Below are 13,553 nucleotides of genomic sequence, written 5' to 3' on the forward strand. Positions count from 1 at the left end.
GGACGCGGCCGCGCTCAAGCGGCATCGAGGAAGCCGGTGACCCGCACCAGGCGGCCCTGGGTGTCGACCTGGGCGACGTCGGTGCCGTGGGCGACCGGTGCGGCGCCATCCACGCCCAGCGCCCAGGAAAAGCGGACCACGTCGCCGTGGCCGTCCGGGTTGCCGTGCAGGATGAAGCGATGGCCGGGGAATTGCTGCTGGGCGGCGTCGATCATGCTGTCGATGCCGTCGATGCCGCTGCCTTTCATCATCGGGTCGACATACGTGGCGCCGGGAGCGAACAGTTGCTCGACCCGGGTGCGGCGGGCGGCGCCGTCGCGCTCGTTCCAGAGAGCGAGGTAGCGCTCGGCGATGGCGGATGCGTGGGTGCTGGATGCGTGCTGCATGATGGTCTCCTTCGGTGGTGGTGAATGGAGACCATTGTGGGACGCGGCGCCCGGCGCGGCGATTACCCGCCAGGTAATGCCGCGCATGCCCGCCGGGCCGGATTCAGCCGATATTGCTGCCGCGGATGCGGCTTATGTCGCTGTCGCCGCCCTGGTTGCCGGCGCGCGGATCGAGGCTGTTGCCGCTGTCCGGGGCGAGGTCGCCGCCGGCCGGGGTGACGCCACCGGCTGCCCGCGTCGGCGCACCCGGGCGGTTCGGATCGGTGCCATAGAAACTGTGGATCGAATTCGCCCACTGCATGTCGGCCATGTCCGGCCAGGCATCCTTGTCGAAGCCGGGCGCGGTTTTGAGGCGGTCCTTGTCGACGTTCAGCAGGAAGCGTTTATTCGCCGTATCCAGGTGCAGCGCCTGCCAGGGCACGGCGAACAGCTTTTCGCCCATGCCCAGGAAGCCGCCGAAGGCCAGCACCGCGTAGGCGACCTGGCCGGTCTGCATGTCGAGCATGATTTCCCTGATGTCGCCCAGCTCGATGTCGTAGGCGTTGACGACTTTTTCGCCGAGCAGCGTGTCCGCGCCCATCAGCGCCGGACCCGGGCCCGCACTGCCGCTGCTGGCCTTGTACATGCCGTATTTGTCGCGTTCCGAATAACCCATGGCTTGCTCCTGAATAATTCATTCATTTGAGGCAGATCAATTGTGCAAATGGCCGGCCGAGTGCGGCCACCACGCGCTGTCGTCTGCCACGTATGCTTGAGTTCTTGTTATGCGAGGTAGCGCACGGAAGGAACGGGGCAGCATGATTATTCTGACAATAAATTGGAGTTTGACAACATGCTGATTAATCCACGCTGCAACGTCGCCGGCCCGCGTGGCCAACTGATACCCACCCGCTCATGGCTGGCTTCGCTGTTGGCAAAACTGGCGTCGGCCTGCCGGCTGCAGCGCTGAGTGCAACCGGCTGTGCTGCCAGACGGCTTACGGGAAGCCCGCGCCCCCGGTCACACCATACACCTGGCCGGTGGTGTACGACGATTCGCTTGAAGCCAGGTTGACGTAGGCGCCGGCCAGTTCGCCCGGCTGGCCCGGCCGTTTCAGCGGCGAATCCGAGCCGAATTTCTCCAGCCCTTCCTGGGTCTGGCCGCCGGTCACCTGCAGCGGCGTCCAGATCGGTCCCGGCGCCACCGCGTTCACGCGGATGCCTTTTTCGGCCAGCTGCTTGGCCAGTGCCTTCACGAACGCCACCTGCGCCGCCTTGGTCGAGGCATACGCCAGCAGGTTGGGCGAGGGATCGTAGGCCTGCACCGAGGCCGTCACGATGATGCTGCTCCCCTGCGGCATCAGCGGCACCGCCGCCTTGACGATCCAGAACATCGCATACAGGTTGGTCTTGAAGGTCTGGTCCATCTCGGCCGTCGACAGGTCGAGGATGGAGGGCAGCGATTGCTGGCGCGCGGCATTGCTGACCAGGATGTCGAGCCCGCCGAGCTGGCGTGCGGCGTCGGCCACCAGGCGCTTGCAGAAGTTCTCGTCGCGCAGGTCGCCGGGGATCAGCACCGCCTTGCGGCCGGCCTGGCGGATCAGGTCCGCGACTTCGCGCGCATCGGGTTCCTCGGCCGGCAGGTAGTTGATGGCGACGTCGGCGCCTTCGCGCGCATAGGCGATGGCGGCGGCGCGGCCCATGCCGGAATCGCCGCCGGTGATCAGCGCGCGGCGCCCGGTCAGGCGGCCGCTGCCGCGGTAGGTGGTTTCGCCATGGTCGGGACGCGGCGTCATCTTGCTGGCCAGGCCCGGCCACTCCTGCTTCTGGCGCTGGAACGGCGGCTTCGGATACGGAGGCGGGGTCAGTGGACGGGGCGGGTTGGTGGCCGGTGCGCCCGCTTGCGCCTGGGCCAGGCCAGGGGCGAGGGCGGCACCGCCGGCGATGCCGGCTGCCACCGTGCCGACGAAGCGGCGGCGCGAGGATTGGACGCCGTCGTCCGCTTTGTTGTCCGCTTTGCCGTCGGGCTTGTCGTTTTGCGAATCCATTGCTTGGTACTCCTGATAATCGACTGATAATGAACAAATGCTAGCGTCAATCGATATCAGGGTGCGTTCGCTAGACGCCAGGAAACACGATCAATCCAGATCCGACGCGTCGTGACGCTCCGGTACCTGGGTCGCCGGGTCGCCGCGCACGCCGTTCACGCGGCGGCCGCGCTGGACGGCCGGGCGGGCGCCGACTTCGTCGGCCCAGCGGCGGATCTGCTGGTAGTTGTGCACCGACAGGAACTCGGCGGCGCCGTACAGCTCGCCCAGCACCAGGCCGCCATACCACGGCCAGATCGCCATGTCGGCGATGGTGTACTCGTCGCCGGCGATGAAGCGGCGCTCGGCCAGCAGGCGGTCCAGCACGTCGAGCTGGCGCTTGGTTTCCATCGCGTAGCGGTTGATCGGGTATTCCAGCTTTTCCGGCGCGTAGGCGAAGAAGTGGCCGAAGCCGCCGCCCACGAAGGGCGCCGAGCCCATCTGCCACATCAGCCAGTTGAAGGTTTCGGTGCGCGCCACCAGGTCCTTCGGCAGGAAGGCGCCGAACTTCTCGGCCAGGTAGACCAGGATCGAGCCGGATTCGAACACGCGCACCGGGGTCTCGCCGCTGCGGTCGAGCAGCGCCGGGATCTTGGAATTCGGGTTGATGTCGACGAAGCCGCTGCCGAACTGGGCGCCTTCGCCGATCTTGATCAGCCAGGCATCGTATTCGGCGCCGCCATGGCCGGCCGCCAACAGCTCTTCCAGCATGATCGTGACCTTCTGGCCGTTCGGGGTGCCGAGCGAGTACAGTTGCAGCGGATGCTTGCCGACCGGCAGTTCCTGCTCGTGGGTGGCGCCGGCGACCGGGCGGTTGATGCTGGCAAAGGCGCCGCCGGTCTGGGTGGCGGGCGACCAGACGCGCGGCGGGACGTAGGGCGTGAAGGGATTGGAGCTGTTGCCGGACATTGTGTTCTCCTTGTGTGAATGCTATCGAGGAGAGGATGATGCCGGAAAATCGGCAGGCTTGCCGAAAGCGGAACTCCCGCCGGGCTCAGCGCGCCGCCAGCTGCTGCAGGATTTCGCGGTCGATCGACGTCAAGGGCACGCTCTTTTCGACCGCGCCGCGCTTTACCGCTTCCTTGGGCATGCCGTAGACCACGCAGCTGTCCTCGTCCTGGGCCACGGTGCGCGCGCCGGCCTTGCGCATCTCGAGCAGGCCGGCGGCGCCGTCGTCGCCCATGCCGGTCATGATGATGCCGAGCGCATTGGCGCCGGCCTGGCGCGCCACGGAGCGGAACAGCACGTCCACCGAGGGCCGGTGGCGGTTCACCAGCGGTCCGTCGATCACGTCGGCGTAATACTGGGCGCCGTCGCGCCGCAGCAGCATGTGGCGGCCTCCGGGGGCGATCAGCGCGCGGCCAGGCAGCACGCGGTCGCCGTGGCGCGCCTCGCGTACCTCGATCTGGCACAGCTTGTTCAGCCGCTCGGCAAACGCGGCGGTGAATTTTTCCGGCATGTGCTGGACGATGACGATGCCCGGCGTCACGCGCGGCAGCGCCGCCAGCACTTCTTCCAGCGCCAGCGTGCCGCCGGTGGAAGTGCCGATCGCGACCACCCGCTCGGTGGTGCGCAGCGGGGCTCGCGTTTCCATGGCCGGGGGCAGGATGGCGTCGGCGCTCAGTTTCGCCGCGGGCGCCGGCGCTGCCGGCAGGGCCGCGCGCGCGGCCAGGCGCCGCACGTTCACCTGCGCGGCGGCGCGCACCGCGGCCACCAGTTCGTCGGCGCTCTCGGTCAGGAAGTCCTTCAGGCCCAGCTTGGGCTTGGTGATGATGGAGACCGCACCGGCCGCCATCGCCGCCATCGTGGTTTCGGCACCCTTGTCGGTCAGCGTCGAGCAGATCACGACCGGGGTCGGGCGCTCGGCCATGATCTTTTTGAGGAAGGTGATGCCGTCCATGCGCGGCATCTCGACGTCGAGCACGATCACGTCCGGCCACTGCTGCTTCATGCGCTCGATCGCCAGCAGCGGGTCGGCCACGGCGTGCAGCAGGCGGATGCCGGGCGCGCTCTCCAGCATCGCGCCCAGGACCTTGCGCACGACGGCCGAGTCGTCCACCACCAGCACCTTGATGTCGTTCAGCGGCATGCGATCAACCCGGCTTGCGGTACACCGACGGCATCACCGGGTGCAGCGTATCGTTGATGTCCTGCAGGCTCTCGGAGTGGCCGATGATGAAATGGCCGCCCGGCTTCAGGCGCGCGACGACGCGCGCGACCACCTGGTGCTTGGTGTCGCCGTTAAAGTAGATCATCACGTTGCGCAGGAAGATGGCGTCGTAGCTGCCGAGATCCCCCGGCAGGTCGGTATTCAGGTTGACCTGGCGGAAGCGCACCCGTTGGCGCAGCGCGCGCTCGACCAGCAGCGTGCCCTGCTGCTCGCGGATCCCTTTCAGGCAGTAGCGGCGCAGGTACTCGTGCGGCAGGTGGCTGGCGCGCTCCATCGGGTAGTGCCCGGTGCGGGCACGCTGCAGCACGCGGGTGCTGATGTCGGACGCGGTGATTTCCCAGGGTGCATCGCCCAGCACGTCAGCCAGCACCATGGCGATGCTGTACGGCTCCTCGCCGGACGAGCAGGCCGCGCTCCAGACGCGGAACGGCGCCCCTGCACGCAGCGCGGGCCGGGCGTTGTGCGCCGCCTGGCGCAGCAGGTCGAAGTGGCGCGCCTCGCGGAAGAAATAAGTCTCGTTGGTGGTGAGCAGATCGACCGCCTGCTGCACTTCCTCGGGATGCGTGCCGTCGCTCAGCAGGCGGAAATAGGCGTCGTAGCTCGGCAGGCCGTAGTGCTGCAGGCGCTTGGCCAGGCGCCCGCTGACCAGCGCCTTTTTCGAATCGGACATCGTGATGCCGGCGATGTCGAAGATGAAGCGCTGGAAGCTGGCGAACTCGCTGCCGCTGATGGTGTGCTGTTGCATGTCGCAGCCGGGCCGATGCGTCAGGCCGCGGCCAGCTCGGTGGAGGACAGCTCCGGCAGGCCCTCGAGCCTGAGCACCTGTTCCACGTTCAGCAGGATCACGAACTTGCCGTTCACCTTGCCCATGCCGGCGATGAAGTCGCTGCGGATGCGGGTGCCGAACGAGGGCGCCGGTTCGATCTCGGCGGCCGGGATGTCGAGCACCGCGCTGACCGCATCGACGACCACGCCGGTGACCTGGCGCTCGCCCTCGACTTCCAGTTCGACGATGACGATGCAGGTGCGCTTGCCCGGCACCGCCGGAGGACGGCCGAAGCGCGCCGCCAGGTCCATCACCGGTACCACCGCGCCGCGCAGGTTGATCACGCCGCGGATCGATGCCGGCATCATCGGCACCTCGGTAACGCTGCCGAACTCGATGATCTCCTTGACCGCCATGATGCCGATGCCGAAGGATTCGCCGCCCAGCACGAAGGTCAGGTATTGCGCCGGCGCGTTGGCGTCCGTCTTGGCGTGCTTGTCGATGTCGCTGTTCATGTCAGAAATGGGTGAAGTTGGTTTCGTCCAGCTCGCCCTGGGCGGCGAAGCTGTCGGCCAGGCGCAGGGCGCTGCTGCCGCGGTGGGCCGGGCGCGCCGGCGCGGTGCGCTGTACGGCTGCCAGGCGCGCGCGCGGGGCTGCATGCGCGACGCGGAAGAAGGCCATCGCCTGCTGCAGCTGCTCGGCCTGGCTGCTCATCTCTTCGGCGGTTGCCGCCAGCTCTTCCGAACTGGATGCGTTCATCTGCGTGGTCTGGTTCATCTGGCCGACGGCGGCGTTGATCTGGCCGACGCCGGACGACTGCTCTTCCGAGGCCGCCGTGATTTCCTGCACCAGGTCGGAGGTCTTGCGGATGTTCGGTACCATGCGGTCGAGCAGGGCACCGGCGTGTTCGGCCAGTTCGACGCTGCTGGTCGCGACTTCGCCGATTTCCTGCGCCGCCACCTGGCTGCGCTCGGCCAGCTTGCGCACCTCGGCCGCGACCACCGCAAAGCCCTTGCCGTGCTCGCCGGCGCGGGCCGCTTCGATCGCCGCGTTCAGCGCCAGCAGGTTGGTTTGATAAGCGATGTCGTCGATGATGCCGATCTGTTTCGCGATCTGCTTCATCGCGGTGACGGTCGCCTTCACCGCTTCGCCGCCTTCGGCCGCTTCGCGCGCGGCCTGGGCCGCCATGCCGTCGGTGACGCGGGCATTCTCGGTATTCTGCGAAATCGATGCCGTCATCTGTTCCAGCGAGGCGCTGGTTTCCTCGACCCCGGCCGCCTGCTCGGACGCCGCCTGCGACAGCGACTGCGCGGTGGCGCTGACTTCCTCGGACGCCGAGGCCAGCGACTGGGCGCCGCTGTTCACTTCGCCGACCACGTGGGCCAGCTTGTCCATGGTCGAATTCGAATAGTCCTTCAGCCTGGCAAAGGCGCCCTGGTAATCCTTGTCGATGCGCTTGGTCAGGTCGCCCTCGGCCAATGCCGACATCACGCGCACCACGTCGTCGATGCTGGCGCCGGTGGTGGTGACCAGCTGGTTCAGGCCGTCGCCCATGTCCTTCTGGAAGCCCTGCAGGCCGGCGGTGTCGATGCGCTGGCCGAAGTCGCCGCGGTTGGCGGCTTCCACCACGGCACGCTGGCCGGCGATCACCTGGCGCAGCTTGCCGACCATCTGGGCCACGGCCGCCAGCATGCTGTCGCTGTCGCCCTTGCGGGTGACGACGTCTGCGGACAGGTCGCCCGCCGAGATGCGCTTGAGCAGGTCGGCCGCGTAGGCCGGCTCGCCGCCCAGCAGGCGCGTGATCGAGAGCGTGATCCATAGTGCCATCGCAATGGCGAAGGCGACCGCCACCGCGCCCAGCAGCGTCATGCTGCGGCGCGCGTCCAGGTATTCGGCGTTGGCTTCCTGGCCCGAGGCTTCCATCAGGCGGCTCTGGTAATCGATCAATTGGCGCAGCGATTCGATGTAGGCGGCCTGGGTGGCGTCGATCTTGTTGGCCAGCAGCGCGCGTGCCTCTTCCTGCCTGCCTTCGGTGGCGAGGCGGATGAACTCTTCCTGGAAGCCGCGGTAGCGGGTGCGCGCTTCCAGCATCCCGCGCAGCAGCTCCTTGCCCTTGGCCGAGGCGATGTGCTGTTCGAGCTTGTCGATGTGGGTGACGATCGAGGCCTTGGCGCCGTCGATCGCGGCCAGTTCGCGGCGCACCACGGCCGGATCGGTGGCGATGGTCACGTTGCGCATCGACAGGGCGATTTGCTGGATGTCGCCGATCAGGGTGTAGCTCCACACGACTTTCGGATACTTGTCCTTGGCCAGGTCGTCGACGTTGTCGCTGACGTCGGCCAGGTGGCTGATGCCGAGCAGGATGATGGCCAGCAGCAGCAGGCTGCTGATGCCGAACGCCAGACCCAGGCGCACGCTGATTTTCAGGTTCCGTAACATGGCATTCTCGGTGAGCGGTTAGAAGCGGGTGAAATTGCTTTCGTCGGGGCCGATTTCGGCAGCGAAGGCCGGGTTCTGCATGGCGATGCTCGGGCGCTTCGGCGCTTGCGGCGTACGCAGCGGCGGCGAGCGGCGGGCAGGGGGCTGGGTGGTGCCGCCGGTAGCAAGACGGAAGAAAGCCATCGCCTGCTGCAGCTGCTCGGCCTGGCTGCTCATCTCTTCGGCGGTTGCCGCCAGCTCTTCCGAACTGGACGCGTTCATCTGCGTGGTCTGGCTCATCTGGCCGACGGCGGCGTTGATCTGGCCGACGCCGGACGACTGCTCTTCGGAGGCCGCCGTGATTTCCTGCACCAGGTCGGAAGTCTTGCGGATGTTCGGCACCATGCGGTCGAGCAGGCTGCCTGCGCGTTCGGCCAGTTCGACGCTGCTGGTCGCGACTTCGCCGATCTCCTGCGCCGCCACCTGGCTGCGCTCGGCCAGCTTGCGCACTTCGGCCGCCACCACCGCAAAGCCCTTGCCGTGCTCGCCGGCGCGGGCCGCTTCGATCGCCGCATTCAGCGCCAGCAGGTTGGTCTGGTAGGCGATGTCGTCGATGATGCCGATCTGCTTGGCGATCTGCTTCATCGCGGTGACGGTGGCCTTGACCGCTTCGCCGCCTTCGGCCGCTTCGCGCGCAGCCTGCGAGGCCATGCCGTCGGTGACGCGGGCATTCTCGGTGTTCTGCGCGATCGAGGCCGTCATCTGTTCCAGCGAGGCGCTGGTTTCCTCGACCCCGGCTGCCTGCTCGGACGCCGCCTGCGACAGCGATTGCGCGGTGGCGCTGACTTCCTCGGAGGCCGAGGCCAGCGACTGCGCGCCGCCGTTCACTTCGCCGACCACGTGGGTCAGTTTTTCCACCATGTTCTTCATCGCGGCCAGCAGCAGGCCGGCTTCGTCGCGGCCGGTCGCCTTGATGTCCACGGTCAGGTCGCCGGCGGCCAGGCTGTCGGCGGCCTGCACCGCCAGGCGCAGGGGCCGGGTGACGGACAGGGTGATCAGGGTTGCCACCAGCAAGGCCAGCAGGGCGGCGCCGGCCGTGATGCCGATCACCAGCTGGCGCGTCTCGTCGTAGGTATGGGCGGCCTGCTGCGCCAGTTCGTCCATCTTGTCGCTCTGGTGCTTGGCCAGCGCGCCGGCGGCCTCGGTCAGTGCGCGGTCGGCCGGCACCACCTGCTTGCTGACGTAGTCGGCGGCGCGCTGGCGCTCGCTGCGCACCATGCCGTAGAACTGGGCATACATCGGTTCCAGCGCCGCATTGGTGTCCACGATCTCCTTCAGCAGCTTCTTGCCGCTCTCGCTGGCCACCACCTTGGTCAGTTCGGCGATGCCGGCCTGGATGTTGGCGCGCGCCTTCTCGGTCTGCTTGTGATAGCGCTCGACCTCGGCCTCGTCGACGGCCAGCAGCATGCCGCGCATCTGGCGCGGCACGTCGGCGGCGTCGCGGATCAGGTCCTTGGCCAGCACGACCTTCGGGTAGGCATCCGTCGTGATGCCCACGGTGGCCTTGTTCATCGATGCCATGCGGTCGATGCCGAGCACGGCGATCGCCAGCAACAGCAGCAGCAGGGCGCCGAAGCCGAGGCCGAGGCGGATGCCGATTTTCAGGTTCTTAAGCACGGTGGCTCTCCAGGTCAGATAGTGTTGAATGTTGAAAGTTGGTGTTCGTTCTCGACGTCGTGCAGCAGCGCCGCCATGTCGAGGATCAGCGCGACGTCGCCGTTGCCGAGGATCGAGGAACCGGACAGGAAGCGCGCGCCGGCAAACACCTTGCCGAGCGGCTTGATCACGGTCTGGAACTCGCCCAGCAGGCTGTCGACGACCAGGCCGGCGCGGGTGCTGCCGTAGCGCACCACCACGATGCTGCGCCGGCGAGCCGGTGCGCCGCCGATGCGGAAGCGTTCGCGCAGGCGCACGAAGGGCAGCGGGCTGCCGCGCAAATCGACATAGTCATGGCCGGGCGCTTGTCCCTCGAGTTCGCGGAACTCGATGCATTCCTCGACCATCTCCATCGGGATCACGAACACCGACTTGCCGACGCCGACCTGGAAGCCGTTGATGATGGCCAGCGTCAGCGGCAGGCGCACGATCACGGTGGTGCCGGCGCCTTCGCTGCTGGCGATGTCGACGCTGCCGCGCAGCGCCAGGATGTTGCGCTTGACGACGTCCATGCCGACCCCGCGGCCGGACAGGTTGGTCACCTGCTCGGCGGTCGAGAAGCCGGGTTCGAAGATCATGCCGAAGATCTCCTTGTCGCTGTAGCCGCGGCCCGGTTCGGCGAGGCCGCGCTCGAGCGCCTTGGCCAGGATGCGTTCGCGTTTCAGCCCGCCGCCATCGTCGGAGACTTCGATCACGATGCTGCCCGACTCGTGGTAGGCGTTCAGCGCCACCGTGCCATGCGCCGGTTTTCCCCGCGCGACGCGTACGTCCGCCGGCTCGATGCCGTGGTCCATCGCATTGCGCACCAGGTGGGTCAGCGGATCGCCGATCTTTTCGACGACGGTCTTGTCCAGCTCCGCGTCCTCGCCATTCACCTGCAGGCGGATGTCCTTGCCCAGTTCGCGCGAGACGTCGTGTACCACGCGCTGGAAGCGGTTGAAGGTGGCGCCGATCTTGACCATGCGCAGCTGCAGCGCGCTGTCGCGCACTTCTTCGACCAGGCCGGACAGGGTCGAGGTGCACTCGAGCAGCTCGGCGATCTGGGTGCGGCGCGCCACCAGGTTGGCGCTGGCGCCGGCGATGATCAATTCGCCGACCAGGTCGATCAGGCGGTCCAGCTTGTCGGCGTCGACGCGCACCGAGCGCTTTTCCTGTTTCTGGCTCTGGCTCTGGCTCTGGCGCGCGGGCGCGGCGTCGGCGCTGTCGGCGGCCGCTGCGGTCGCCGGCGGGGCCGGCTCCGGCGCAGGGGCCGGGGCTTCGGGTGCGGCCTGCGCCGCGATGGCGATCTCGCAGTCGTCGCGCACGAAGTCGAACACGCCGTCGATCGTGGCCAGGTCTGCGCTGCTGGCAAAGCCGATCTCGAAGCCGAGGTAGCAGGATTCCGGATCGAATTCGTCGGCGCCGGGCAGGCGCTCGTCCAGCGTGGCGATGGCGGTGATGCTGCCCAGCTGGCCGAGATAGCGGATGAAGGAGAGCGGGTCCATGCCGTTGCGCATGGTGTCGGCGCCGAAGCGCAGCGAGATCGTCCATTGCTGCAGGGCGGCCGGCGCTGTCTCTGCCACGGCGGCGCCCGTAGCGGCAGCCGCTGCCGGCGCCTGGACCTGCGGGCCGTCCAGGTAAGCCTGCAGCGCCGCGACCAGCGGTGCGCCGGCGGCACTGAGCCGGGTGTCGCCGTCGAGCGTGCCGGCTTCCACCGCGTCGACCAGCGTGCCGATATGGTCGCAGCAGGCCAGCAGCAGCGTCACCAGGTCGTCGCCGACGGCAACGGCGCCGTCGCGCACCTTGTCCAGCACGCTCTCGGCGACGTGGGTGAAATCGACCAGCGGGTCGAGGCCGAACATGCCGGCCGAGCCCTTGATCGTGTGGGCGGCGCGGAAGATGGCATTGATCCCGTCCTCGTTATCCGCATCCGCGCCGTCCCTGCCGACGGCCAGCAGCGCGTTCTCCATCTGCTCGAGCAGCTCGCGGCTCTCGGCAATGAAGGTGTGCATCACCTGGTCCAGATTCATGCCGGCGCTCCTTCGAAGTCGATACCGAGCAGCGTGAACACCTCGCGCACGGCGGGGCTGGTGCCGGCCACATGCAGCGGCTTGCCCAGGCGCTGCGCTTCGCGGCGCGCCACCAGCAGCAGCTGCAGGCCGGCGCTGTCGAATTCGGTGACGGCGGACAGGTCGAGCGCCGGCGCAGCGGACGCGCGCACGGCGTCCAGCAGCGCGGGCTTGAGCTCCGCGGCGCGATAGATCGTCAGCTCGCCTTCGACCGCCAGGCATGCGGCGGTCCCTTGGCCTGGTTCGCCAATACTCATGAGTTCTCCGGGAAAGCCGGCCTGCGCCGGCGGCAGAATGCGGAAGCGGCCGCTCAGGCCATGGTCAGTTTCTGGACGGCGGCCAGCAGCGCCTCGGGCTTGAACGGCTTGACCATCCAGGCGCGGGCACCGGCGGCCTTGCCTTGTTCCTTCTTGTCTTCCTGCGATTCGGTGGTGAGCATCAGCACCGGCGTGAACTTGTAGGCGGGGCGGGTCTTCAGTTCGCGCACGAAGCTGATGCCGTCCATGTTCGGCATGTTGACGTCGCTGATGATCAGGTTGACCTTCTGGCCGGTCAGCTTGGCCAGCGCGTCCTTGCCGTCGCTGGCTTCGAAAACGTCATAGCCGGCCTGCTTGAGTGCGATGCCGACGACCTGGCGGATCGAGATCGAATCGTCCACCACCATAATGGTTTTTGCCATGCTTGTTCCTAGAAAAAGGTGAGTTCTTCAGCCTGCTGGTGCTGCTGTTTCTGCGGCTGCGGCAGGGTGTCGCGTCCGTGCAGCGTGCGTTCTTCGGCCATCGCGTAGGTGCTTTCCAGTTCGGCCAGCAGCCCGCGAGGATCGAGTGGCGGCAGCACCGCGCCGGTGCGCTGCGCGTGTTCATCGAGGTAGGACGGCAGGCGCGCGATGTTCTGCTGGACGTGCGACAGGATCTGGCTGACGCGGTCCTGGAACTGCAGCTGCATCAGCGCGTCCGACACTTCGGCCTGGATGCCGCTGCTTTCGCGCTGCAGCAGGTCGGACGACTCGACCAGCGCATCGGTGATGCCGCGGAACGAGGACAGCACCTTGCCGATCACGGCTTCGGACGCCTGCGCGGCGCGGTTTTCCTCGCGGCTGGATTCCCCTGCGGCCTGCGAGGTGGCGCCGATCGCGGCGCTGATCTGGCCGACCTGCTGGGCGATCTGCTTGCCGATGTCGGCGGAGCGGTTGGACAGCATGCGCACCTCGCCCGCGACGACGGCGAAGCCGCGCCCTGCCTCACCGGCGCGCGCCGCCTCGATCGCGGCATTCAGCGCCAGCAGGTTGGTCTGCCAGGCGATGCTGGCGACGTCGGCCGCCATCTTCTGCAGCTGGACCGTGATCTCCTGCAGGCCTTCGATCTTGTGCAGCATCTGCTGCTTGCTGGCGGCGGCGCCGGCCAGCATGTCGAGCAGCGAACGCAATTCCTTCTCGCTGGCGGCAAACACCTCGACGATGCTGCCGCCTTCGTGATTGCGCGCCGCGCCGGACGCAGCCAGCGCCTGCTCCAGCTTCATGACGATGCTGGAAAAGCGCCCGACCAGCGCCACCACCGCGGTTTCCATCTGGGTGCGCGAAGCGTCGATATGCGACGCCCACACCGTGGCCACCTGCTCGCCGAAGTGGCGGCGGCTGGCCAGGTAATCGTCCGGCGAGTCAGCGGCGGCAGCGGCGGCCGGCGCAAACGCGGCGGCGGCAGCGCCTGCCGCCAGCAGCGCGGCAGCGATCAGCCAGCCGTGCCATTGCCAGCCGGCCAGGGGCAGGATGGCGCAGCCGGCGGCCAGGGCCATGAACAGCGGGTAATAGAAGTGCAGGGGGCGTCGGCGCATCACGCATCGCTCCGTAATGAAATCATCAGGGTCCAGGGGGGCGAACAGAGCAGTGCCGCGTAGAGCACGGCAATGATTGCTGGCATAACTTATTGCTTTAATGCATTTGTGCAGATGATTGCAGAACTAGTTGCCGTAGCGCAAGCATTATGGT

At 67.6% G+C, this 13,553-nt stretch carries 13 protein-coding genes; all 13 read right to left on the reverse strand.

What is annotated here, in order from left to right:
- Window positions 1–14: 14 nt before the first annotated feature.
- The 13 genes from FBX97_RS14440 to FBX97_RS30415 all read right to left on the reverse strand — a co-directional run bounded on the left by FBX97_RS14440 (window position 15) and on the right by FBX97_RS30415 (window position 13,399).
- Window positions 15–386 carry a nuclear transport factor 2 family protein gene (locus FBX97_RS14440; RefSeq protein ID WP_141832709.1) on the reverse strand — a complete coding sequence of 124 codons (372 nt, stop codon included), beginning with the start codon at window positions 384–386 and terminating at the stop codon, window positions 15–17.
- Window positions 387–489: 103 nt separating this feature from the next.
- The gene (locus FBX97_RS14445; RefSeq protein ID WP_141832711.1) at window positions 490–1,041 is read right to left on the reverse strand and encodes a PRC-barrel domain-containing protein; all 552 of its coding nucleotides are present in this window, start codon (window positions 1,039–1,041) and stop codon (window positions 490–492) included.
- Window positions 1,042–1,362: 321 nt separating this feature from the next.
- Entirely contained in the window at window positions 1,363–2,412 is a 1,050-nt protein-coding gene (locus FBX97_RS14450) for an SDR family oxidoreductase (protein WP_141832713.1), read from the reverse strand.
- A gap of 90 nt (window positions 2,413–2,502) precedes the next feature.
- Window positions 2,503–3,360 (reverse strand): glutathione-dependent disulfide-bond oxidoreductase, encoded by an 858-nt coding sequence (gene yghU / locus FBX97_RS14455; protein WP_141832715.1) that lies wholly within the window; start codon window positions 3,358–3,360, stop codon window positions 2,503–2,505.
- An 85-nt stretch (window positions 3,361–3,445) separates the two neighbouring features.
- The gene (locus tag FBX97_RS14460; protein ID WP_141832717.1) at window positions 3,446–4,540 is read right to left on the reverse strand and encodes a chemotaxis response regulator protein-glutamate methylesterase; all 1,095 of its coding nucleotides are present in this window, start codon (window positions 4,538–4,540) and stop codon (window positions 3,446–3,448) included.
- A 4-nt stretch (window positions 4,541–4,544) separates the two neighbouring features.
- Complete coding sequence (locus FBX97_RS14465) at window positions 4,545–5,366, reverse strand: protein-glutamate O-methyltransferase CheR (protein WP_141832719.1); 822 nt, start codon at window positions 5,364–5,366, stop codon at window positions 4,545–4,547.
- Between the two features lie 20 nt (window positions 5,367–5,386).
- Window positions 5,387–5,902, reverse strand: coding sequence for a chemotaxis protein CheW (locus FBX97_RS14470; protein WP_141832721.1), 516 nt, complete (start codon window positions 5,900–5,902; stop codon window positions 5,387–5,389).
- 1 nt (window position 5,903) lies between these two features.
- Window positions 5,904–7,826: a methyl-accepting chemotaxis protein gene (locus tag FBX97_RS30410; protein WP_141832723.1), complete on the reverse strand. Its 1,923-nt coding sequence runs from the start codon at window positions 7,824–7,826 to the stop codon at window positions 5,904–5,906.
- An 18-nt stretch (window positions 7,827–7,844) separates the two neighbouring features.
- A complete protein-coding gene (locus FBX97_RS14480) occupies window positions 7,845–9,482 on the reverse strand; it encodes a methyl-accepting chemotaxis protein (RefSeq protein ID WP_221631809.1) in 1,638 nt (545 codons plus the stop codon).
- 14 nt (window positions 9,483–9,496) lie between these two features.
- Window positions 9,497–11,530 (reverse strand): chemotaxis protein CheA, encoded by a 2,034-nt coding sequence (locus FBX97_RS14485; protein WP_141832725.1) that lies wholly within the window; start codon window positions 11,528–11,530, stop codon window positions 9,497–9,499.
- Entirely contained in the window at window positions 11,527–11,826 is a 300-nt protein-coding gene (locus FBX97_RS14490; protein WP_141832727.1) for a lipid asymmetry maintenance protein MlaB, read from the reverse strand. The genes FBX97_RS14485 and FBX97_RS14490 overlap by 4 nt, the downstream gene beginning before the upstream one ends.
- Before the next feature lie 53 nt (window positions 11,827–11,879).
- Window positions 11,880–12,248, reverse strand: a complete 369-nt coding sequence (locus FBX97_RS14495) for a response regulator (RefSeq protein WP_141832729.1) — start codon at window positions 12,246–12,248, stop codon at window positions 11,880–11,882.
- A gap of 8 nt (window positions 12,249–12,256) precedes the next feature.
- Window positions 12,257–13,399: a methyl-accepting chemotaxis protein gene (locus FBX97_RS30415; protein ID WP_141832731.1), complete on the reverse strand. Its 1,143-nt coding sequence runs from the start codon at window positions 13,397–13,399 to the stop codon at window positions 12,257–12,259.
- Between the last annotated feature and the right edge of the window lie 154 nt (window positions 13,400–13,553).

The organism is Herbaspirillum sp. SJZ107, from assembly GCF_006715485.1.
Taxonomy (GTDB): Bacteria; Pseudomonadota; Gammaproteobacteria; order Burkholderiales; family Burkholderiaceae_D; genus Telluria.

Bases quoted from the DNA above. Each gene is read 5' to 3' on its own strand.
- FBX97_RS14470 (WP_141832721.1), bottom strand. From the start codon at position 5,902: ATGAACAGCGACATCGACAAGCACGCCAAGACGGACGCCAACGCGCCG.
- FBX97_RS14490 (WP_141832727.1), bottom strand. From the start codon at position 11,826: ATGAGTATTGGCGAACCAGGCCAAGGGACCGCCGCATGCCTGGCGGTC.
- FBX97_RS14465 (WP_141832719.1), bottom strand. From the start codon at position 5,366: ATGCAACAGCACACCATCAGCGGCAGCGAGTTCGCCAGCTTCCAGCGC.
- FBX97_RS30415 (WP_141832731.1), bottom strand. From the start codon at position 13,399: ATGCGCCGACGCCCCCTGCACTTCTATTACCCGCTGTTCATGGCCCTG.
- FBX97_RS14495 (WP_141832729.1), bottom strand. From the start codon at position 12,248: ATGGCAAAAACCATTATGGTGGTGGACGATTCGATCTCGATCCGCCAG.
- FBX97_RS14450 (WP_141832713.1), bottom strand. From the start codon at position 2,412: ATGGATTCGCAAAACGACAAGCCCGACGGCAAAGCGGACAACAAAGCG.
- FBX97_RS14460 (WP_141832717.1), bottom strand. From the start codon at position 4,540: ATGCCGCTGAACGACATCAAGGTGCTGGTGGTGGACGACTCGGCCGTC.
- FBX97_RS14440 (WP_141832709.1), bottom strand. From the start codon at position 386: ATGCAGCACGCATCCAGCACCCACGCATCCGCCATCGCCGAGCGCTAC.
- FBX97_RS14445 (WP_141832711.1), bottom strand. From the start codon at position 1,041: ATGGGTTATTCGGAACGCGACAAATACGGCATGTACAAGGCCAGCAGC.
- yghU (WP_141832715.1), bottom strand. From the start codon at position 3,360: ATGTCCGGCAACAGCTCCAATCCCTTCACGCCCTACGTCCCGCCGCGC.
- FBX97_RS14485 (WP_141832725.1), bottom strand. From the start codon at position 11,530: ATGAATCTGGACCAGGTGATGCACACCTTCATTGCCGAGAGCCGCGAG.
- FBX97_RS30410 (WP_141832723.1), bottom strand. From the start codon at position 7,826: ATGTTACGGAACCTGAAAATCAGCGTGCGCCTGGGTCTGGCGTTCGGC.